General features: G+C 65.3%; 16 protein-coding genes. 11 read left to right on the top strand and 5 right to left on the bottom strand.

All coding sequences use genetic code 11. The features are described from left to right. Positions 1 to 6 precede the first annotated feature (6 nt). Together CCOS191_RS25380 and CCOS191_RS25375 are read right to left on the bottom strand one after the other, a co-directional pair. Positions 7 to 1,371 (bottom strand): GTPase/DUF3482 domain-containing protein, encoded by a 1,365-nt coding sequence (locus CCOS191_RS25380; protein ID WP_046857469.1) that lies wholly within the window; start codon positions 1,369 to 1,371, stop codon positions 7 to 9. Then, positions 1,364 to 2,755: a DUF2868 domain-containing protein gene (locus CCOS191_RS25375; RefSeq protein ID WP_082120493.1), complete on the bottom strand. Its 1,392-nt coding sequence runs from the start codon at positions 2,753 to 2,755 to the stop codon at positions 1,364 to 1,366. The genes CCOS191_RS25380 and CCOS191_RS25375 overlap by 8 nt, the downstream gene beginning before the upstream one ends. 54 nt (positions 2,756 to 2,809) lie before the next feature. Here CCOS191_RS25375 and CCOS191_RS25370 point away from each other — a divergent pair, with 54 nt between their 5' ends. The 4 genes from CCOS191_RS25370 (at position 2,810) to CCOS191_RS25355 (ending at position 7,449) form a co-directional block, all read left to right on the top strand. Continuing rightward, complete coding sequence (locus CCOS191_RS25370; protein WP_046857467.1) at positions 2,810 to 3,325, top strand: dihydrofolate reductase; 516 nt, start codon at positions 2,810 to 2,812, stop codon at positions 3,323 to 3,325. 99 nt (positions 3,326 to 3,424) lie between these two features. Further along, a complete protein-coding gene (locus CCOS191_RS25365) occupies positions 3,425 to 3,958 on the top strand; it encodes an RNA polymerase sigma factor (RefSeq protein ID WP_046857466.1) in 534 nt (177 codons plus the stop codon). Next, entirely contained in the window at positions 3,955 to 4,938 is a 984-nt protein-coding gene (locus tag CCOS191_RS25360; RefSeq protein ID WP_231867460.1) for a FecR family protein, read from the top strand. Before CCOS191_RS25365 ends, CCOS191_RS25360 begins: the two co-directional genes overlap by 4 nt. A 120-nt stretch (positions 4,939 to 5,058) precedes the next feature. After that, positions 5,059 to 7,449: a TonB-dependent siderophore receptor gene (locus CCOS191_RS25355; RefSeq protein ID WP_442963654.1), complete on the top strand. Its 2,391-nt coding sequence runs from the start codon at positions 5,059 to 5,061 to the stop codon at positions 7,447 to 7,449. A gap of 40 nt (positions 7,450 to 7,489) precedes the next feature. Here CCOS191_RS25355 and CCOS191_RS25350 read toward each other — a convergent pair whose 3' ends face one another. Continuing rightward, entirely contained in the window at positions 7,490 to 8,881 is a 1,392-nt protein-coding gene (locus tag CCOS191_RS25350; protein ID WP_046857463.1) for an L-cystine transporter, read from the bottom strand. A gap of 247 nt (positions 8,882 to 9,128) precedes the next feature. On the opposite strand from CCOS191_RS25350, the gene CCOS191_RS25345 reads away from it, so the two are divergent. Then, on the top strand, positions 9,129 to 10,184 hold the full coding sequence (locus CCOS191_RS25345) for a haloacid dehalogenase-like hydrolase (protein ID WP_197541432.1): 1,056 nt from the start codon (positions 9,129 to 9,131) through the stop codon (positions 10,182 to 10,184). Between the two features lie 164 nt (positions 10,185 to 10,348). Here CCOS191_RS25345 and ilvD read toward each other — a convergent pair whose 3' ends face one another. Then, positions 10,349 to 12,190, bottom strand: a complete 1,842-nt coding sequence (gene ilvD / locus CCOS191_RS25340; protein ID WP_046857461.1) for a dihydroxy-acid dehydratase — start codon at positions 12,188 to 12,190, stop codon at positions 10,349 to 10,351. Positions 12,191 to 12,651: 461 nt separating this feature from the next. On the opposite strand from ilvD, the gene CCOS191_RS25335 reads away from it, so the two are divergent. Continuing rightward, on the top strand, positions 12,652 to 14,328 hold the full coding sequence (locus tag CCOS191_RS25335; RefSeq protein ID WP_046857460.1) for a DUF4153 domain-containing protein: 1,677 nt from the start codon (positions 12,652 to 12,654) through the stop codon (positions 14,326 to 14,328). Between the two features lie 55 nt (positions 14,329 to 14,383). Here the strand turns inward: CCOS191_RS25335 and CCOS191_RS25330 are convergent, their stop codons facing one another. Then, positions 14,384 to 14,785 carry a lysozyme inhibitor LprI family protein gene (locus CCOS191_RS25330; protein WP_046857459.1) on the bottom strand — a complete coding sequence of 134 codons (402 nt, stop codon included), beginning with the start codon at positions 14,783 to 14,785 and terminating at the stop codon, positions 14,384 to 14,386. A 274-nt stretch (positions 14,786 to 15,059) separates the two neighbouring features. On the opposite strand from CCOS191_RS25330, the gene CCOS191_RS25325 reads away from it, so the two are divergent. From CCOS191_RS25325 to etfA, 5 genes are all read left to right on the top strand, one after another. Next, positions 15,060 to 16,037 (top strand): dipeptidase, encoded by a 978-nt coding sequence (locus CCOS191_RS25325; RefSeq protein ID WP_011536164.1) that lies wholly within the window; start codon positions 15,060 to 15,062, stop codon positions 16,035 to 16,037. Positions 16,038 to 16,250: 213 nt separating this feature from the next. Further along, a complete protein-coding gene (locus tag CCOS191_RS25320; protein ID WP_012316656.1) occupies positions 16,251 to 16,781 on the top strand; it encodes a DUF5943 domain-containing protein in 531 nt (176 codons plus the stop codon). 15 nt (positions 16,782 to 16,796) lie between these two features. Continuing rightward, positions 16,797 to 18,857: a dimethylglycine demethylation protein DgcA gene (gene dgcA, locus CCOS191_RS25315; protein ID WP_038707195.1), complete on the top strand. Its 2,061-nt coding sequence runs from the start codon at positions 16,797 to 16,799 to the stop codon at positions 18,855 to 18,857. A 173-nt stretch (positions 18,858 to 19,030) separates the two neighbouring features. Continuing rightward, positions 19,031 to 20,983: a dimethylglycine demethylation protein DgcB gene (gene dgcB / locus CCOS191_RS25310; protein ID WP_046857458.1), complete on the top strand. Its 1,953-nt coding sequence runs from the start codon at positions 19,031 to 19,033 to the stop codon at positions 20,981 to 20,983. Continuing rightward, positions 20,983 to 22,215, top strand: coding sequence for an electron transfer flavoprotein subunit alpha (gene etfA / locus CCOS191_RS25305; RefSeq protein ID WP_046857457.1), 1,233 nt, complete (start codon positions 20,983 to 20,985; stop codon positions 22,213 to 22,215). Before dgcB ends, etfA begins: the two co-directional genes overlap by 1 nt. Positions 22,216 to 22,222: the final 7 nt, after the last annotated feature.

The raw sequence follows: 22,222 nt of genomic DNA, 5'->3' as shown, positions 1-22,222 counted from the left end.
ACGGAGCTACAGTTCCGCCACCAGGGCTTCCAGTTGCTCCTGCCGCTCGGCCTGGTTGACCCGTGCCCCGGGATTGAGCGTCGACCACTGTGGATGCGCTCGCGCCTTGCGCAAGGCCTCGGGCAGCTTGCCTTCGCGCCAGCCTTTGTCCTCCGGCGCCGTCAGGCGAATGCTGTCCTGCGCCGCGTGCCCGCGTGCCTCCAGGGCCAGTATCAACTGTTGCTGACGCAGCGCCAGCAGGCGCAGTACGGCGTCATCCACCGTCAGCTCGCGCTGGCCCTTGAGCTTGCCCATCAGGCGCGAGCCATAGTTGCGCGCGGTCTGCAGCGCGCCGCCGGCAATGGCCCCGGCGAGCGCGGCGGCGCCCAGGGTCAGGCCGCCAACCAGCAGGTCGACGCCGGCACCTGCCGCCGCGCCCGCCGCCACGCCGCTGCCCAGGCGCACACCGAGCAGCTTCAGGGTCTCCGGATTGAACAGGTCGTCGCCCCAGCGCCCATCGAGCAACGGCAAGTCGCCGGCATTGGCGTCCTCGCGACGGAACGCGTACAGCTTGAGCAGCGCCTCGACACAGCGTTGTTCGCGCTGTCGGACCGCCTGGCGCAGGGTTTCGATGGCCTGCGCCTCGGCGGCGGGCTCGGCCTCTACGCTGCGTCGGCAGGCGGCGCAGTCGAGCAGCAATTCGGCAACCAAACGCTTGCCGCTGTGGCGGCGGGCTTCACGCTGGGCCTGCTGGTCATCGATCAGGCGTTGCAGGGCAGGACGGGCCTCTTCCAGCAGCAGGGCCAGGCTTTCGTAGAGGCGGCGCTCGCCATCCTCGGGCGGGGCCACGCTGTCGAAACGCACCAGCGCATGCAGGCCCAGGCGCGCCAGGGCCTCGCGCCACTCGGGCTCGCGGTGCTGGCTGCTGGCAACGAAGTTGAGCACCGGCAGCAGCGGCTTGCCGCAGCTGGCCAGCACCTCCAGCTCGTCGCGGTACTTGGCCAGCACCGGTTCGCGGGCGTCGATCACATACAGGCCGGCATGGCTCGCCAGCAGCTGGCGCAGCACCTTGGCTTCCTGCTCGAAGCGCTGGCGTGCCTCGCTGCCCTGGAGGAAACGTTCAAGGCGAGCGGGACCGTCAAGACGCTCGCCCGGGCGTTCGAGGCGCTCCAGGTAGTCGAGCAGGGCGATGGCGTCCTCCAGGCCAGGGGTGTCGTACAGCTCCAGCAACGGCTCGCCGTCCACCGACAGGCGGGCGCCTTCGACATGGCGGGTGGTGCTGGGGCGGTGCGAGACCTCGCCGAAGCCGACGTCGCGGGTGAGGGTGCGCAGCAGCGAGGTCTTGCCGACGTTGGTGTGGCCGACCACGGCCAGTTTCAGCGGCTCAGTCATGGCCATGCTCCAGCCAGGTCAGCGGCGAGGTGTCGGCATGGGGCAGGCCCAGGCGGTCAAGGGCCTCGTGCCAGTCGCCCAGGCGTGCCGCGTCCAGGGCCTGGCCGGGCTGCGCCTGCAGCAGCCAGATGCGCGTGGCGCCGGCGTTGCGCGCCAGCTCAGCGAGCAAGGCCAGGCTGCCACGGTCGGGCGAGCGGCGTGGGTCGCAAGCGACGGCCAGGCGCGCCGGTGGGAAACGGCTGAGTTGCTCGAGCAGCTTGTTGCGCGACTCGCGACTGTCGAGCACGCCCGCATGGGTGACCGAACGGGGCAGTGCGGGTGGCCAGGGGCGCTGGTCGTCCAGCTCCAGGCCGACCAGCAGGGCACCGCCGCTGTCGCGCTCCAGCTGTCCGGCCTCGAAGCGGGGCAGGGTGTCGGGGGCTGGGTCCTGCACGCCGAGGCGTTCGCTGCGCGGCATCAGGGCTTCGCGCAGCTGCGCGTAGCCGGGCAGATTGAGATCCAGCGCCAGGCGCTCGCGGCCCTGGCGCCAGCGCCACAGGCACAGCGCGGCCAGCAGCAGGCGGGGCAGCAGGCCATAGACCAGCACCACGCCGAGCAGCCAGCTGGCCCAGGCCTGGCGCGCCAGATCGAGTGCCGGCAGGGTGTCGCCGCTGGCGCGAATCATCGCCTCGTCGGGCACGGCGAAACCGAGCAGCGAGGGCAGGGCGCCGAGGGCCTGGGTGAGGCTGATGAAGGGTTCGGCGGCAAGCAGCGTGGTTTCCCAGACGAAGCCGTAGCGTCGCGTCGCCAATAGGGCCAGGAGCATGCCCAGCGCCGCGAGCATCGCCAGTGACCACAGGCCATGCACCAACAGGCCGAGCAGCCAGCGGTTCAGGCGCTGGCGCTGCAGCAGCACCAGTAGCGCGGGGGCCAGTTGCGCGGCCTTGGCGTCACGGGCAAAACGCTCGCTTAGCCACAGCCACAGGCGGCCCAGCGCCGCGCCATGCTCACCGGCGAAGAAGAAACCCACGGCCCAGCCAAGCAGCAGCACGAGATTCAGCCCGAGCAGGCTGCCCAGGGCCCAGAACACGTTCACCGGCCGCTGGCCGTCGCCCAGGGCCGCCAGCCCCAGGCCTGCACCGCTGAACAGGGCCAGGACCATCAAGCTCAGCAGGGCCAGCCGTGCGCCCTGTTTCCAGTGGCGCAGCGCCGTGTCCATGCCGTCGCGCTCGGCCAGCCACAGGGCACGGGCCTCGATGCGCGTGGCCAGGTCGCCGCCCTGCTGGCGGGCGCGGCGGTTGGCTTCCTGGTCTTCCAGAGGGCCGGCGTGTTCCTCGCGCAGGCGTACCGCTTCGGTGAGCCAGCGCTTGTCGAGTGGAGTGGGTGCAGTCACAAGCTCTTCCATTGCACAGGTCTGGCCGCAAGCATAACCCACGTGCCCGGTGCTATCCTCGCCGGCATGAATACATCACTCCCCCTTAGCCTGATCGCGGCGCTCGCCGAGAACCGTGTGATCGGCATCGACAACTCCATGCCCTGGCACCTGCCGGGGGACTTCAAGTACTTCAAGGCCACCACCCTGGGCAAGCCGATCATCATGGGGCGCAAGACCTGGGATTCGCTGGGCCGGCCATTGCCGGGACGGCTGAATATCGTCGTCAGCCGGCAACCTGGGCTGCAACTGGCCGGCGCCGAGGTGTTCGCTTCGCTGGAGTCGGCGCTGGTGCGCGCCGAGCAGTGGGCGCGCGAGCAGGGCGTCGGGGAATTGATGCTGATCGGCGGTGCTCAGCTGTATGGGCAGGCGCTGGAAAAAGGGCTGGTGAGCCGGATGTACCTGACCCGGGTGGAATTGTCGCCGCAGGGCGATGCCTGGTTCCCGGAGTTCGACGACGGGCAGTGGCAGTTGACCTCGAGCGAGGCGCAGTCCGAAGCGGACAAGCCGGCCTATCACTTCGAAGTCTGGGACAAGGCTTGAGTGTGTTCGGGGCCGCTGATACGCGATAACTGCAATTGCGAACAAATATCATCTTCTGCTAGCGTTCGCTCCTCTTGAGACCCAGAGCCAGGATGTGCCGTGTCTTCGTGGAACAAGCAGATCGCCCGGTTGTTCACCGAGCACAAGAAGGCCCTGGAGGCGTTCGTCGCACGGCGCACCGGCAATAGCCAAGTGGCCGCCGACCTGACCCAGGAGTCCTTCCTGCGCCTGGCGCGGCTGCCTGCCGACAAGCAGATCGACAACCTGCCGGCCTTCCTCTTCACGATTGCCAGCAACCTGGTGCGAGATCACCAGCGCCAGGCCATTCGCCGCGAGCGCCTGGATGGCGGCGAGCCCAGCGACGAACTGGCCAGCGAAGCCCCCGGCGCCGACGACCAGTTGGCCGCGCAGCAGGAGCAGGCGCTGATGCAGGCGGCGATCCAGGCCCTGCCTGAGGCGACCCGGCACATCTTCCTGCTCTATCATGTCGACGGTTGCACCTACCGCGAGATCGGCGAGCGCATGAACGTCACGCCCCGCAGTGTCGAGTACCAGCTGCGTCGGGCATTGCTCGATTGCCGCGCCTTCATCCAGGCGCGGCTGGCCGGTGACGCGAGAGGGCAACGTCCATGAGCCGTCATCCCGAGAGTGCGACCGATCCCATGAGCGACCTGCCCGACAGCGAGCGCCTGTTCGCCGAAGCCACAGCCTGGTATTACCGTCTGCATGCCGAGGACGTCACCTTGGACGAACGCCAGGCGTTCGCCGTATGGCGCGCGCAGGGGGCGACGCATGCCAATGCCTGGGAGGAAGTGCTCGACCTGTTGGGGGCTTTGCAGGGCCCGGCCAGGCGCCTGCGGGAAGACCAGCAGGCGGCTTGGCACTCCCCCCGACGCCGGATCTGGCCCAAGGTGGCAAGTGCTGCCGCGGCGGCGGTGCTGTTGGGTGTGTTGCTCGTCCAGACGCCTTGGCTCGACCGCTGGCGCGCTGATTACGCCACCGCCACGGGCGAGACGCGCAGCCTGCAGCTGGAGGATGGCTCGCGCATCCAGCTCAACACCGACAGCGCCGTACAGGTCGAGCTGGGGGCCACCGAGCGGCGTGTCCGGCTGTTGCGCGGCGAGGCTTGGTTCGAGGTAACCCGCGATGTGGCCCGGCCTTTCGTGGTGCGTGCCGGTGAGGGCTGGGTGCGGGTAGTCGGTACACGTTTCAGCGTGGCCGAGACGGGCGGGCAGACCCGCGTGCAACTGGCCCAGGGCAAGGTCGAAGTTCGCGCCAGTGCAGGCCAGGGGGTGTTCCTCGAGCCCGGGCAAGCCGTGGAGTACGCGGCAGGCGGGCCGGGTGCCGTGCATGGCTTCGAGCCCGCCCGCGCCTTCGCCTGGCGCGAGCGGCAACTGGTATTCAGTCAGCAGCCGCTGGGTGAGGTGGTGACCGAACTCAATCGCTACTGGCCCGGACAGACCCTGGTGCTGGGCGACGGCCTGCGCCAGCGCAAGGTCTCCGGCGTGTTCGACATCGACAAGCCGGAGGCCGTGCTCAAGGCCTTGACCCATACCCTGGGCGTGCGTGCCGACCAGTACACACCTTACCTGCGCATCCTGCGCGAAGGCTGATTGAAAATTTTTTCGGGGATTCCCGCCGGGCCGACGTCCTTGATTTCGTAGGCGCAAATAATAAGCACTCTCAGACAGAGCCGCGCCAGTCGATCACTTTGACGCTTTCGGGGAGCCCCATTGATGAAAACCACCGCCACTCGGGCCGTGCTCGGCCTGGCCATCGCGCTTGGCAGCGCCGCGCTGGCCGGACCCTTGCAGGCCCAGGCCGCCACGCAGGCTCAGGTCTACCGTTTCGACATCCCGGCGCAGTCGCTGGACTCGGCCCTGGCGGCCTTCAGTGCGGTTACCCGGATCCAGGTGCTGGTACCCGGTGAGTTCACCCAGGGCCTGCGCTCGCCGGGCCTGAGTGGCAGTTATCCACAGGACCAGGCACTGGCCCGCCTGCTCCAGGGCACTGGCCTGAATGCCGCCTACATCGATAACGACAGCGTCACCCTGGAGCGCCAGCGCGCCGGGAACGACGACGCGATGCAACTGGGCGCGGTGAAGATCGATAGCAGCCAGTTGGGCACCACCACCGAAGGCACCGGCTCCTATACCACTGGGTCGCTGACCCTTGGCAAGGGCGAGCAGAAGCTCAAGGACATCCCGCAGTCGGTGTCGGTAATGACCCGCCAGCGCCTGGACGACCAGAACATGAACAGCCTGCAGGACGCCATGCGGCAGGTGACCGGTACCACGATCAAGAGCTACAACACTGGCTCCAACCTCAATGACGTCTACATGCGCGGCTTCCCGGTCGACCTGGTGCAGGTCGATGGCGTCACCCAGCCCACCGGGCAAGGCGACATGGCCACGGCGTTCGACCTGGCCATGTATGACCGTGTCGAAGTGCTGCGCGGGCCATCCGGCCTGTACCAGGGCGCGGGCGAACCCGGCGGCACCATCAACCTGGTGCGCAAGCGCGCCCTGGGCGAGTTTGCCCTGTCTGGTGAGCTGTCGGCGGGTACCTATGACCGTTACCACTCCACGGTTGACGTCACCGGGCCGCTGAACAGCGATGGCAGCCTGCGCGGGCGTTTCGTCACCGCCTACGAGAACAACCAGGCCTTCGTCGACTACGCCCAGAACGAGCGTCCGATGATGTACGGGCGCCTGGAGTACGACCTGTCGCCGGCCACCACCCTGACCCTGGGCGGCGCCTACCAGCGCAACAAGTCGGTGCCCGCGTTCGGTCTGCCGGCCTACGACAGCGGCAAGCTGCTCGACGTCAAGCGCTCGACCTTCGTCGACGCGAAGTGGAACGAGCTGGACGAACGGGTCTGGGAAAGCTTCTTCGAGGTCGACCATGCGCTGGACGATGGTGGCCAGTTCAAGACCTCGCTGACCTATCGCGACGCCGAGGCACCCACGCGCAACTTCACCTGGACCGACGGCGCCGTTGACCCGGTGACCGGTGCCAGTTCCGCGGTGGCCTACAACTACTACACCCATATCAAGACCCTGGGCCTGGACAGCTTCGTGACGCGGCCGTTCGAGGCGTTCGGGCGTACCCATGAGCTCACCGTAGGCGCCGACTACCAGCATGTGGACAAGGACTTCCGCTACGGTGGCCGGGAGTGGTTCGACATCAACGTGTTCGACCCGGGCAGCATCGACATCCCCAAGATCGACTACGCCATGGACAACGGCAACTCGTCCAAGTCGAACCAGTACGGACTGTATGCCCGCACCAAGGTCAGCGCCAACGACTGGCTGGACGTGATCCTTGGCAGCCGGGTGATCTGGTTCGACAGCGATGGCCACAATGCCAACCCGTTCTTCAACGAATTCTCCGACCCCCACACCAGTGTTCGCCGCAAGGTGATCCCCTACGGTGCGCTGGTCGCCAAGCTCACCCCTGAACTGTCGGCCTATGCCAGCTACACCACGGTGTACAAGCCGCAGACGCAGATGGCCGGCGGCGACAGCACGGTGGCGCCGCGCGAGGGCAAACAGTATGAGTTGGGCCTGAAGCGGGAGTTCTTCGACGGCCGCCTGAACGGCAGCGTGGCGGTGTTCCGCATCTACGACGAGAACCGCGCCCAGCAAATCGACCAGACGCCGTTCTACGAGGCCCAGGCCAAGGTGCGCAGCCAGGGTTGGGAAACCGAGCTGTCCGGCAACCTGACCGACAACTGGAGCATCAGCACCGGCTACGCCTTCACCCGCCTGGAGTCGGGGCGTCAGGCCGACTACCAGGGCATCAGCATCACGCCCAAGCACAACTTCAATGTGTGGACGCGCTATGCGTTCGCCGATGGGCCGCTGGAAGGGTTCAGTGTCGGTGGTGGTGTGCGGGTGGTCAGTTCCACCTACTACACGCGCAACAGCGTGGACTTCGTGCAGGGTGGCTACAGCGTCGCCACGGCGCAGGTGGGTTACCGCTTCAACAAGCACCTGTCGGCGACACTCACGGCCAACAACCTGTTCGACCGTGTGTATTACGAGCGTGTGGACAGTGCCTGGGGCTCGAACTTCTATGGCGAGCCGCGCAACCTGACGCTCAAGCTGCGCGCGACGTACTGAGCCGGGATCGCCGGGGGCGCAAAGCGCCCCCGATAATCTCTCAGGAGTGACTCAGTTGCGCATGCTCATCCCCAGCCAGCACCTGCTGGTCGGTCTGCTTGAGCAACTGGCTGGTAACCACGCCCGCCGTCATCGAGCCATTCACGTTCAACGCCGTGCGGCCCATGTCGATCAGCGGCTCTACCGAGATCAACAGCGCCACCAGTTCCACCGGCAGGCCCATGGCTGGCAGCACGATCAGCGCGGCGAAGGTCGCGCCGCCGCCGACGCCGGCAACGCCTGCCGAGCTGAGGGTGACGATGGCCACCAGGGTGGCGATCCACAGCGGGTCGAAGGTATCGATGCCCACCGCCGGGGCGACCATCACCGCCAGCATCGCCGGGTACAGGCCGGCGCAGCCGTTCTGGCCGATGGTCGCGCCAAACGAGGCGCTGAAGCTGGCAATCGACTGCGGCACGCCCAGGCGCAGGGTCTGCGCCTCGATGTTCAGCGGGATGCTGGCGGCGCTGGAGCGGCTGGTGAAGGCGAAGGTCAGCACCGGCCAGACTTTACGGAAGAAGCGCAGCGGGCTGACGCCGGTCAGCGCCAGGATCACCCCGTGGACCACGAACATCAGGCCCAGGCCGATGTAAGACACCACCACGAAGCTGCCCAGCTTGAGGATGTCGTCGAGGTTGGAGCTGGCCACTACCTTGGTCATCAGGGCCAGCACACCGTAGGGGGTGAGCTTCATCACCAGGCGCACCAGGCGCATGACCCAGGCCTGCAGCACGTCGATGGCCGACAGGGCGCGCTCGCCCTTGTCCTTGTCGTCCTTGATCAGCTGCAAAGCGGCCAGGCCCAGGAACACGGCGAAGATCACCACGCTGATGATCGAGGTCGGCTTGGCCCGGGCCAGGTCGCCGACCGGGTTGGTCGGGATGAACGACAGCAGCAGTTGCGGGATGTTGAGGTCGGCGACCTTGCCCGCGTAGTCGCTGTGGATGGCCTGCAGGCGGGCGCTTTCCTGGGCGCCGGCCACCAGCCCCTCGGCGCTCAGGCCGAACAGGTTGGTCAGGGCGATACCGAGCAGCGCGGCGATCGCGGTGGTCAGCAGCAGGGTGCCGATGCTCAGCACACTGATGCGGCCCAGCGCCGAGGCGTTGTGCAGGCGGGCCACGGCGCTGAGGATCGAGGCGAAGATCAGCGGCATGACGATCATCTGCAGCAAACCGACGTAGCCATTGCCGACCAGGTCGAGCCAGCCGATGGTGGCCTTGAGCACCGGGTGCCCGGCGCCGTAGATCGTATGCAGCACCAGGCCGAAGCCGACGCCGAGGGCCAGGCCCAGCAGCACCTTCTTGGCCAGGCTCCAGTCGGTACGACGGGTTTGCGCCAGGCCCAGCAGCAGGGCCAGGAACGCCAGCAGGTTGAGTGACAGCGGCAGGTTCATTGAAGCTCCGGAAAAAGGCAAAAGAGGCATCGCCTCTGTGAGCGATTACGAACGGAAATGCTAACAGCCTGAAAACAAACGAATTTATACCTAAAAGGAATTTGCATAGTCGTTTATGGAATAACGCCTGGTCGTTTTTGGCAATACACATGGCGTTTGCGGTTGCTTCGAGGTCGGTGGCGCATGCCTGCCTGTCACAAATCAGGTCTAGGGTTGAGCGGCCACGTCTTTGGGAGAACCGCACATGATGTCAGCTCCGAAAATCCTTGCCGGCGGCCTTGCCCTGTTGCTGAGTGCCAGCAGTTGGGCGGCCACCGAGCTCAAGCACTGGCCGGCCGAAGCCGCGCAGAAGCTCGACGCGATGATTGCCGCCAACGCCAACAAGGGTAACTACGCGGTGTTCGACATGGACAACACCAGCTACCGCTTCGACCTTGAAGAGGCGCTGCTGCCGTTCATGGAGAACAAGGGCCTGCTGACCCGCGAAAAGCTCGACCCTTCGCTCAAACTCATCCCGTTCAAGGACAGCGCCGAGCACAAGGAGAGCCTGTTCAGTTACTACTACCGCCTGTGCGAACTCGATGACATGGTTTGCTACCCCTGGGTGGCCCAGGTGTTCTCGGGCTTCACCCTCAAGGAGCTGAAGCAGCAGGTCGACGAACTGATGGCCTCGGGCAAGCCGATCCCCAGCACCTACTTCGAGGGCGATCAGGTCAAGAGTATCGAAGTGCAGCCGCCGAAGGTTTTCACGGGCCAGGCCGAGCTGTACAACAAACTGATGGAGAACGGCATCGAGGTCTATGTGATCTCGGCGGCGTCCGAAGAGCTGGTACGCATGGTCGCCTCCGATCCCAAGTACGGCTACAACGTCAAACCGCAGAACGTGATCGGTGTGAGCCTGCTGCTCAAGGACCGCGCCAGTGGCCAGCTGACCACGGCGCGCAAGCAGATCAGCGCCGGGCAGTACGATCCCAAGGCCAACGAAGGCCTGGAGCTGACCCCGTACCTGTGGACGCCGGCCACCTGGATGGCGGGCAAGCAGGCGGCGATCCTGACTTACATCGACGAGTGGAAGAAACCGGTGCTGGTGGGAGGCGATACCCCGACCAGCGATGGCTACATGCAGTTCCACGGCGTTGATGTGAACAAAGGCGGCATCCACCTGTGGATAAACCGCAAGGCCAAGTACATGGACCAGCTCAACGGCATGATCGCGAAGAATGCAGCGGCCCAGGCCAAGGAAGGCTTGCCGGTGACGGCGGACAAGAACTGGGTGATCGTGACGCCGGAGCAGATTCAGTGAAATACGCATAACCTGTTCCGGCCCAATCGCTGGCAAGCCAGCTCCCACAGGTGCAATGCCAAGGCCTGCGATTACATTGTGGGAGCCGGCTTGCCGGCGATGAGGCCTCCTCAGGCATAAAAAAACCGGCGCACCAGGCGCCGGTTCTTATTGCCGTCAGAGCCTCACAGCCCTTCGAGCATTGCCTTGTTACGCACCGCACCCTTGTCGGCGCTGGTGGCCAGCAGGGCATAGGCCTTCAGCGCAGTGGTCACTTTACGTGGGCGTACTTCCGCCGGCTTCCAGCCTTTCTTGTCCTGCTCGACACGACGCGCGGCCAGCTCTTCATCGCTGACCAGCAGGTTGATCGAACGGTTGGGGATATCGATCAGCACCTTGTCGCCATCGCGCACCAGGCCAATGGCGCCGCCTGCGGCGGCTTCCGGCGAGGCATGGCCGATGGACAGGCCCGAGGTGCCGCCGGAGAAGCGGCCATCGGTGAGCAGCGCGCACGCCTTGCCCAGGCCCTTGGACTTCAGGTACGAGGTCGGGTAAAGCATCTCCTGCATGCCCGGGCCGCCTTTCGGGCCTTCGTAGCGGATGATGACGATATCGCCGGCCTTCACTTCGTCGGCGAGGATGCCGCGTACCGCGCTGTCCTGGCTTTCGAAGATCTTCGCGTTGCCCTCGAACACGTGGATCGACTCATCCACGCCGGCGGTCTTCACCACACAGCCGTCCAGGGCGATGTTGCCGTACAGCACGGCCAGGCCGCCCTCTTGCGAGTAGGCGTGCTCGAAGCTGCGGATGCAGCCGTTTTCGCGGTCGTCGTCCAGGGTTTCCCAGCGGGTCGACTGGCTGAACGCGGTCTGCGTCGGGATACCGGCCGGGCCTGCCTTGAAGAAAGTGTGCACGGCTTCGTCATCGGTCTGGGTGATGTCCCACTTGGCGATGGCTTCTTCCATGCTGGGGCTGTGCACGGTCGGCAGGTCGGTGTGCAGCAGGCCGCCACGGGCCAGCGAGCCGAGAATGCTGAAGATGCCGCCGGCGCGATGCACGTCTTCCATGTGGTACTTCTGGATGTTCGGTGCCACCTTGCACAGCTGCGGCACCTTGCGCGACAGGCGATCGATGTCGCGCAGGTCGAAGTCCACCTCGCCTTCCTGGGCCGCGGCCAGCAGGTGCAGGATGGTGTTGGTCGAGCCGCCCATGGCGATGTCGAGCATCATGGCGTTCTCGAACGCCTTGAAGTTGGCGATGCTGCGCGGCAGCACGGACGCGTCGCCCTCGCCGTAGTAGCGCTTGCACAGTTCGACGATGGTGCGGCCAGCGGTAAGGAACAGCTGCTCGCGGTCGGAGTGGGTCGCCAGCGTGGAGCCGTTGCCCGGCAGGGCCAGGCCCAGGGCCTCGGTCAGGCAGTTCATCGAGTTGGCGGTGAACATGCCGGAGCACGAACCGCAGGTCGGGCAGGCGCTGCGCTCGTACTCGGCGACCTTCTCGTCGCTGGCCGAGGAGTCGGCGGCGATGACCATGGCGTCGACCAGGTCCAGGCCGTGGCTGGCCAGCTTGGTCTTGCCGGCTTCCATCGGGCCGCCGGAGACGAAGATCACCGGGATGTTCAGGCGCAGGGCGGCCATCAGCATGCCGGGGGTGATCTTGTCGCAGTTGGAGATGCAGACGATGGCGTCGGCGCAGTGGGCGTTGACCATGTACTCGACGGCGTCGGCAATGATCTCGCGGCTGGGCAGCGAGTACAGCATGCCGTCGTGGCCCATGGCGATGCCGTCATCGACGGCGATGGTGTTGAATTCCTTGGCCACGCCACCGGCGCGTTCGATCTCGCGGGCGACCAGCTGGCCCAGGTCCTTCAGGTGCACGTGGCCCGGGACGAACTGGGTGAACGAGTTGGCGATGGCGATGATCGGTTTCTTGAAGTCTTCGTCCTTCATCCCGGTGGCGCGCCACAGGGCACGGGCGCCGGCCATGTTGCGGCCATGGGTGGAGGTCTTGGAACGATAATCAGGCATATAGCGCTCCTGGCGGCTTAATCAGGTCACTGGCTTTGCGCGAAAAATGCCTGCGCGACGATCATGCTGCGTTGAAAACAGGCTCGGAATGCTCATTTGCAACCAGCAAACTCCGCTTCCTCGCCTGTTTTCGCCTTGCCTGATCGCCGCTCGGCGACTTTTCGCGCAAACCCAAATCAGGGAGTGAGCTTCTCTTGTCCTAAAAACGCCGAAGGCCGGTTGCCACAGGCACGGATGGGGGTCGAAGGACCGCGCGGGATCGCCGCAGGCTCGACCAGAGCTCATAAACCCGCCGGGGGTGTCTGGCGATGAATAGCCCGATTCTACACCGCCGCGCTCATGAGGGAATGGCGTTGTGATAATTGGCTGCCGCCAGCCCGCAAGGTAAAGGCCTTGGCGTGGTACGAGCCGGTTTCGGTAGACTTGCGCGCCTCCTACCTCACTGGCCAAAAGGATTTGCAATGCCAGCGCCAAGTCGCTCCTTATTGTTCTACGTCGTCATCGGCCTGATCCAGGGTCTGGTGTGGCTCACCACCGTGAAGGGGGAGGGTCAGCTGCTGGGTTTCAGCCTGTCGGTAGCCCTGTGCGTCGCGGTGGCGGTAGCCGGCGTGAACCTGCAGTTGCTTGGCAACGCGGTGCTGCAGCGTGGCACCGGCTGGTTGGTACTGGGCCTGACCGCGCTGCTCAGCGAGATCAGTGCCTGGCTCTTCGATACCGGGCATATGGACTGGCTGCAGCAGACCTGGTGCCTGGCCGCCATCGTGCTGGCCTATATCGGCACTGCGTTCATTCTCGCCTGGCCGACCGGCGAAGGGTTGCGCCCGCGCTACGAAGACCTGTTCCGGCATGCCTGGAACAACGTTTTCATCGTGTTCCTGGCACAGCTGCTGACCGGACTGTTCTGGCAACTGCTGTGGTTGTGCGCGCTGCTGTTCAGCATGCTGGGCGTTGCGCAGGTCAAGGATGCGGTGGAGTCACCGGTGTTTCTCTGGCTGGTGTTGCCGGTGGTGTTTTCGCTGGGCATGCGCATGGGCCGGGAAAACGAGAAGATCATCGGCCTGCTGCGCGGCATCCTGCTGACGCTGTGCCGCTTCCTGCTGCCGCTCAGCGCGCTGATCGCCGTGCTGTTCACCCTGACATTGCCGTTCTCCGGCCTGCAACCGGTGTGGGACACCGGCTATTCGACCACTCTTCTGCTGGTACTGGCGGGCATAAACCTGTTCCTGGTCAACGGCGTGTTCCAGGATGGCCGGCAAGGTAGCGTCTACCCCGCGCTGCTCAAGCGCCTGGTGGAGGCCAGCCTGCTGTGCCTGCCGGTGCTGGTGGGCCTGGCTGCCTATGCGAGCTGGCTGCGTATCGACCAGTACGGGCTGACACCGACACGGATCATGGCGTCGATGCTGGTGGGCGTGATGCTGGCGCATGGCCTGGCGGCGGTCTGGGCGGTGCTGGCTTCGCGCCAGGCCTGGCTGCACAGCCTGCGCCTGAGCAATCCATGGATCGCCCTGCTCAGTGCGCTGCTGGTGGTGGTGTTCTACACGCCGCTGCTCGATCCGCAGGCATTGAGTGCGAGGAGCCAGGTGCAGCGTCTGGTCAACGGGCACACGGCGATCACCGAGTTTGACGCCGAGACCTTGTATCGCGACCTCGGCCAACCGGGGCGTGAAGCCTTCGAGCAGCTCGAGCAGCGGCTGCAGACGGATGAACTGTTCGATGCGGGCCGCCGCCAGCAGTTGTTGGTGCAGATGGCCCAGGTGCGTCAACCGACAGTGGCCGAAGACCATGGCCCGAAGTTCGAGTGGCTCGGGCCGGTGCAATCGAGCAGCGAGTCATTGGCCGACGCGACGCTTGCGCAAAGCCAGTGCGGTGGCAAGGGCTGCTACCTGTGGGCAGTCGACCTGGATGGCGACGGGCACAACGAGGTGCTGATGATCCCCCGGCACACCTATGCATCGCAGCTGTTCGTGTTCACCTGGGAAGACCGCGAGTGGCGCGAGGTGGGCAGCCTGAGCGGCAACATGGAAAACCTCGAAAGCCTGGCCAACGGTATTCGCGAGGGGGCTGTGAAACTGGTGGCGCCGCGTTACAAGACGCTGAGCATCGATGGCCAGGAGCTGCGGCCGGACTTCAGGCGCTAGCGCCCGGCGCGGAAACTCCCCGGGGGCCGCTTGGCGGCCCGTCGCGGGCAAAGGGTCATTGCTGGCCGATGCCCTGCAGGTACTCCGACCGCTCATCGCTACGTTGCGCCACGCAGGTGTCCCACGCCGCCTCGAACGCCTTGCTGCCGGGTTTCTCGGCCCAGGTCTCGACCTTGCAGTCGGCGTCGCGCAACTGCGTCCAGAGTTTCTCGGCGGCCTCCATCTTGCCGCTCAGCGCCGCGGCCTTGTCGCTTTCATCCGCGTACTGGTCGCGAATGCGCTGCATGAGGTCGTCATAGGCCGCCTTCAGCTCGCGCTCGGCGGTCTGCTTGTTGTAGGCGGCGCAGGCATAGCCCTGCTGGTCGGTCTCGACGTTGTCGCAGGGGGTGCTCTCCTCTTCGGCGGCGTGCGCGCCGAAAGCCACTGCCAGCAAGACCAGCCATGCCATTGATTTCATCGGGTTTCTCCTGAAGAGGCTGCGAGTCGCTGGATTCTCGCTCAGCCCAGGCCCGGGCGATAGCTCCCCGAGAAAATGTTCATGAAACAGCGTTGTCGAGACTCGCTCTCATTGCCGAGGGGCGCGTTAGAGCGTGCCAGGTCGGCCATTGACGCTTTCGGCAAACCCCCTGTCGTTTTTGCATCGGGGCGCCTCGGGCCGCAGGCATATGCTGGCCCCAAAGCGTCGGCACAAGGTTCGGCGCCTGCAAACTTCAATAAAAGGGGACAGCCTGATGAGCCCAGCCGAACTTCACGCCGACAGCATCGTCATCGACGGCCTGATCATTGCCAAATGGAACCGCGAGCTGTTCGAGGACATGCGCAAAGGCGGGCTGACCGCGGCCAACTGCACGGTGTCGGTGTGGGAGGGCTTCAAGGCCACCGTCGACAACATCGCTTCCAGCCAGAAGCTGATCCGCGAAAACAGCGACCTGGTGATGCCGGTGCGCACCACCGCCGACATCCGCAAGGCCAAGGAACTGGGCAAGACCGGCATCCTCTTCGGCTTCCAGAACGCCCACGCGTTCGAGGACCAGATCGCCTACGTCGACGTGTTCAAGCAACTGGGCGTGGGCATCGTGCAGATGTGCTACAACACCCAGAACCTCGTCGGCACCGGCTGCTACGAGCGCGACGGCGGGCTGTCGGGCTTCGGTCGCGAGATCGTCGCCGAGATGAATCGCGTCGGCATCATGTGCGACCTGTCCCATGTCGGCTCGAAAACCTCCGAGGAAGTCATCCTCGAATCGAAGAAGCCGGTCTGCTATTCCCACTGCCTGCCTTCAGGCCTCAAGGAACATCCGCGCAACAAGTCCGACGCAGAGCTGAAGTTCATCGCCGACCACGGCGGCTTCGTCGGTGTGACCATGTTCGCGCCATTCCTGGCCAAGGGCATCGACTCGACCATCGACGACTACGCCGAAGCCATCGAGTACACCATGAACATCGTCGGTGAAGACGCCATCGGTATCGGTACCGACTTCACCCAGGGCCATGGCCAGGACTTCTTCGAGTACCTCACGCACGACAAGGGTTACGCCCGGCGCCTGACCAACTTCGGCAAGATCATCAACCCGCTGGGCATCCGCACCGTCGGCGAGTTCCCCAACCTGACCGAGACGCTGCTCAAGCGCGGCCACAGCGAGCGCGTGGTGCGCAAGATCATGGGCGAAAACTGGGTCAACGTCCTGAAGGACGTCTGGGGCGAGTGAGCACTGCTGGGGCCTACTGCGCACGCCGATCGCTGCGTCAGGCCCTCACGAAAAGCTCGCCGTGCCTCGGCACTGTCTCGCTTTTCGCTTCGGCCCTTCCTTGCGCTCGACGCGCTCGCTACGGCCCCAACAGCACTCACTGCGGCTTTTTATAAAAGCAAAAGCCAAAGCGGCTTTTGATCGAATCCAATAATTTTATGGAGTTGAGTTTCCATGGCCAAGATCGCCCCGCAATTGCCAATCGAAGTCGACAGTGAGACCGGTGTCTGGACCAGTGACGCCCTGCCGATGCTCTACGTGCCGCGGCATTTCTTCGTCAACAACCACATGGGCATCGAGGAAGTGCTGGGCGCCGACGCCTACGCCGAGATCCTCTACAAGGCCGGCTACAAGTCCGCCTGGCATTGGTGCGAAAAGGAAGCCGAATGCCATGGCCTGGAAGGCGTGGCGGTGTTCGAGCATTACATGAAGCGCCTGAGCCAGCGTGGCTGGGGCCTGTTCGAGATCCAGGACATCGACCTGGATAAAGGCACCTGCAGCGTCAAGCTCAAGCACTCGGCGTTCGTGTACGTGTACGGCAAGTGCGGCCGCAAGGTCGACTACATGTTCACCGGCTGGTTCGCCGGCGCCATGGACCAGATTCTCGCCGCTCGCGGCAGCTCGATCCGCACCGTGGCCGAACAGGTCTACGGCGGGTCGGAAGAAGGCCACGAAGATGGCCTGTTCGTTACAAAGCCGTTGTAAGCCGGAGATAGCGTCATGGCCTTCGAAGCAATGTTCCAGCCGATCCAGATCGGCAAGCTGACCATCCGCAACCGCGTGCTCAGCACCGCGCACGCCGAGGTGTATGCCACCGATGGCGGCATGACCACCGACCGCTATGTGAAGTACTACGAAGAGAAGGCCAAGGGCGGCATCGGCCTGGCGATCTGCGGTGGCTCGTCGGTGGTGGCCATCGACAGCCCGCAGGAGTGGTGGGCCTCGGTCAACCTGTCCACCGACCGCATCATCCCGCACTTCCAGAACCTCGCCGACGCCATGCACAAGCATGGCGCCAAGATCATGATCCAGATTACCCACATGGGCCGGCGCTCGCGTTGGGACGGCTTCAACTGGCCAACGCTGATGTCACCATCGGGCATCCGTGAACCGGTGCACCGCGCCACTTGCAAGACCATCGAGGTGGAAGAGATCTGGCGGGTGATCGGTAACTACGCCCAGGCTGCGCGCCGGGCCAAGGAGGGCGGCCTGGACGGCGTCGAGCTGTCGGCCGTGCACCAGCACATGATCGACCAGTTCTGGAGCCCGCGGGTCAACAAGCGTACCGATGAATGGGGCGGCACCTTCGAAGGCCGCATGAAGTTCGGCCTGGAAGTGCTCAAGGCCGTGCGCAAGGAAGTCGGCGACGACTTCTGCGTGGGCATGCGCATCTGCGGCGACGAGTTCCACCCCGATGGCCTCAGCCACGAGGACATGAAGCAGATCGCCGCCTACTACGACGCCACCGGCATGCTCGATTTCATCGGCGTGGTCGGCTCGGGCTGCGACACCCACAACACCCTGGCCAACGTCATCCCCAACATGAGCTACCCGCCGGAGCCGTTCCTGCACCTGGCGGCCGGCATCAAGGAAGTGGTCAAGGTACCGGTGCTGCATGCGCAGAACATCAAGGACCCGAACCAGGCCACGCGCATTCTCGAAGGCGGCTACGTGGACATGGTCGGCATGACCCGCGCGCACATGGCCGACCCGCACCTGATCGCCAAGATCAAAATGGGCCAGATCGACCAGATCAAGCAGTGCGTCGGTGCCAACTACTGCATCGATCGCCAGTACCAGGGCCTGGATGTGCTGTGCATCCAGAACGCCGCGACCTCCCGTGAATACCTGGGCGTGCCGCACATCATCGAGAAGACCACCGGGGTCAAGCGCAAGGTGGTGGTGGTTGGCGCAGGCCCCGCCGGCATGGAAGCGGCCCGCGTGGCAGCCGAACGTGGCCACGACGTGACCCTGTTCGAGAAGAAGGAGCAGATTGGCGGGCAGATCACCATCGCCGCCAAGGCCCCGCAGCGTGACCAGATTGCCGGTATCACCCGCTGGTACCAGCTGGAGCTGGCGCGTTTGAAGGTCGACCTGCGCCTGGGCACTGCCGCCGACGTGGCGACCATCCAGGACCTGCGCCCGGATGTGATCGTGCTGGCGGTGGGCGGGCACTCGTTCCTTGAACAGAACGAGCACTGGGGCGCTGCCGAAGGCCTGGTGGTCAGCAGCTGGGACGTGCTCGACGGCAAGGTCGCGCCGGGTAAGAACGTGCTGGTGTACGACACCATCTGCGAATTCACCGGCATGTCGGTCGCCGACTTCATTGCCGACAAGGGCAGCCAGGTCGAGATCGTCACCGACGACATCAAACCGGGCGTGGCCATGGGCGGCACCACCTTCCCGACCTACTACCGCAGCATGTACCCGAAAGAAGTGATCATGACCGGCGACATGATGCTGGAAAAGGTCTACCGCGAGGGCGACAAGCTGGTGGCGGTGCTCGAGAACGAGTACACCGGCGCCAAGGAAGAACGGGTGGTCGACCAGGTGGTGGTGGAGAACGGTGTGCGTCCCGACGAGCAGCTGTACTACGCGCTCAAGGACGGTTCGCGCAACAAGGGCCAGATCGACGTGGAGGCGCTGTTCGCCATCAAGCCGCAGCCGATCCTCAGCCAGCCGGGCGAGGGCTACCTGCTGTACCGCATCGGCGACTGCGTGGCCCAGCGCAACGTGCATGCGGCGATCTACGACGCCTTGCGGCTGTGCAAGGATTTCTGATCGCACCGCCCTTAGAGGCGGGATTGGCCACCCTGTAGGAGCGGATTTATCCGCGATAGCGTCGACAGAGCCCATCAGCCTGTGCCGGCCTCATCGCGGATGAATCCGCTCCTACAGGGCTCCGCGCCGCTCTTGGGAGCGGCGCAAGAATCCAGCTGTTGTGGGAGCCTCCCATGTTGAACACCCTTCTACCCATCCTGCTGTTCACCGCCCTCGCCCTGGCGGTGCTCGGCGCCCTGCGCCGGGTGCGCATGTGGCGGCGCGGGCGGCCGAGCAAGGTCGACCTGCTTGGCGGCCTGCTGGCCATGCCGCGGCGCTACCTGGTGGACCTGCACCATGTGGTCGAGCGCGACAAGTACATGTCCAAGACCCACGTGGCCACCGCCGGCGGCTTCGTGCTCTCGGCCGTGCTGGCGATCCTGGTGCATGGCTTTGGCCTGCACAGCAAGATCCTCGGTTACGCCTTGCTGGTGGCCACGGTGGTCATGTTCAGTGGCGCGCTGTTTGTCTTCAAACGCCGGCTGAGCCCGCCCTCCCGGCTGTCCAAGGGCCCGTGGATGCGCCTGCCCAAGAGCCTGCTGATGTTCGCGGCGAGCTTCTTCATTGCCACCTTGCCGGTGGCGGGGATCCTGCCTGAAGGCACGGGCGGCTGGGTACTGGTCGCACTGCTGGGTGTCGGCGTGCTGTGGGGCGTGTCCGAGCTGTTCTTCGGCATGACCTGGGGCGGGCCGATGAAGCACGCCTTCGCCGGCGCCCTGCACCTGGCCTGGCACCGCCGCGCCGAGCGCTTTGGCGGTGGCCGCTCCACGGGCCTCAAGCCGCTGGACCTGGAAGACCCGAATGCGCCGCTGGGCGTGGAAAAACCGGTGGATTTCACCTGGAACCAGTTGCTCGGTTTCGACGCCTGCGTGCAGTGCGGCAAATGCGAGGCCATGTGCCCGGCGTTCGCCGCTGGCCAGCCGCTGAACCCGAAGAAACTGATCCAGGACATGGTCATCGGCCTGGCCGGTGGCACCGACGCGCGGTTCGCCGGCAGCCCGTACCCGGGCAAGCTGATCGGCGAGCATGGCGGCCACCCGCACCAGCCGATCGTCAACGGCCTGGTGGATGCCGAGACGCTGTGGTCGTGCACGACTTGCCGCGCCTGCGTCGAGGAATGCCCGATGATGATCGAGCACGTCGATGCCATCGTCGACATGCGCCGCCACCTGACCCTGGAAAAGGGCGCCACGCCGAACAAGGGCGCCGAGGTGCTGGACAACCTGATCGCCACCGACAACCCCGGCGGCTTCGCCCCCGGCGGGCGGATGAACTGGGCGGCCGACCTCAACCTGAAGCTGCTCTCAGAGGTGAAAACCACCGAGGTGCTGTTCTGGGTGGGCGATGGCGCCTTCGACATGCGCAACCAGCGCACCCTGCGTGCCTTCGTCAAAGTGCTCAAAGCGTCCGGCGTGGACTTCGCCGTGCTCGGCCTGGAAGAGCGAGACAGCGGTGACGTGGCGCGCCGCCTGGGCGACGAGGCAACGTTCCAGCAACTGGCCAAGCGCAATATCCAGACCCTGGCCAAATATCAGTTCCAGCGCATCGTCACCTGCGACCCGCACAGCTTCCATGTGCTGAAGAACGAGTACGGCGCCCTTGGCGGCGAGTACCAGGTGCAGCACCACAGCACCTACATCGCCGAACTGATCGCCGCCGGCAAGCTCAACCTCGGCCAGCACAAGGGCGGCAGCGTCACCTACCACGACCCGTGCTACCTGGGCCGCTACAACGGCGAGTACCAAGCCCCGCGCGACGTGCTCAAGGCCCTCGGTATCGAAGTGCGTGAGATGCAGCGCTCGGGCTTCCGTTCCCGCTGCTGTGGCGGAGGCGGCGGTGCGCCGATCACCGATATCCCCGGCAAGCAGCGTATCCCCGACATGCGCATGGACGATATCCGCGAAACCGAAGCAGAGCTGGTGGCCGTGGGCTGCCCGCAGTGCACGGCGATGCTCGAAGGCGTGGTCGAACCGCGGCCACAGATCAAGGACCTGGCCGAGCTGGTCGCCGATGTACTGATCGAAGAAGAGGCCCCCGCCAGCGCAAAGTCGCCAGCGGCTAAACGTGAACCTGCGGAGGTGCACTGATGAGCGACATCATCCGCCGTGACCCACGCGCCGAGTGGATCGCCCGTAACCGCCTGCACCCGCTGCATGCGGCCATGCAGACGCAACAAACCAGCTGGATGGGCCCCAATGGGCTGATGCGCAAGAACCCCCATGCGATTGCTGCCGGCTTCATCGGCCCCAACGGCCTCAAGCGCATCGACCGCAGCGGCGCCCAGCAGGGCACCGGTGTCGGCGGCCGGCGCACGGCAGCTGCCGAAGTACAGTTGCCGCTGCACAGCGTGGCTGCGCCTGCGTTCTATATCGCCGTGGTCCCGGATATGGTCGGCGGCCGTCTCGGCAGCCACGACCGCGACCTGCTGGGCCTGGCCCACAGCCTCGCCGGCAACGACGGCGCAGTGCTGGCCGTGGTGTTCGGCGAGCACAAGGAAAGCAACTTTTCCACAGCCGGCGTGGACCGCCTGCTGGTCATCGAGGGTGAGGCCTTCGAGGGTTATGCACCGGAACAACTGGTCCAGGGTCTGCGGGCTGTGGATAACCAGTTCGCACCGCGCCACTGGCTATTGCCTGACAGCCGCAGCGGCGGCGGAGAGCTGGGCCGACGCTTCGCCGCAGCCCTGGGTGAGCGCCCGGCAACAAGGGTGTGGCAGGTCAAGGATGGCCAGTGCATTGGCCGTGCTGGCGCAGGTCAGCAGGATATCCAGCGCGCCACGCCACGCTTGATCCTGGCCGCCGCCGAATGCGCCGAGCCGGTAAGCGAGACTCGCCATGAAGCCCTGCCGGTGGAGTTGTCCACAGGCGTGGCGCGCAGCCTGTCGCGCATCGAAGACCTCGGATCGGTGGCCGTGGACCCGGCGGCCATCGCCATGGCAGAGGCCGAGTTCATCGTCTCCGGCGGCAACGGCGTCAAGGACTGGGACCTGTATCACCAGGCAACCGCTGCCTTGGGCGCTACCGAAGGCGCATCACGGGTGGCGGTGGACGACGGCTTCATGCCGCGCAACCGCCAGGTCGGCGCCACCGGCACCTGGGTTACCGCGCGGGTGTATGTGGCTGTGGGTATCTCCGGCGCCATCCAGCACCTGCAGGGCATCGGTGCCTGCGACAAGGTGGTGGCGATCAACATGGACCCGGGCTGCGACATGATCAAACGGGCTGACCTGTCGGTGATTGGCGACAGCTCGGCGATTCTCCAGGCACTGATCGAGGCTGTGGATAACTTCCGCAGTGGCGGCCAGCGCGACGCGGCATAAGGGCACA

It is taken from the genome of Pseudomonas sp. CCOS 191 (genome assembly GCF_001007005.1).
GTDB lineage: Bacteria > Pseudomonadota > Gammaproteobacteria > Pseudomonadales > Pseudomonadaceae > Aquipseudomonas > Aquipseudomonas soli.
This window is presented reverse-complemented; position numbering and strand designations above follow the sequence as displayed.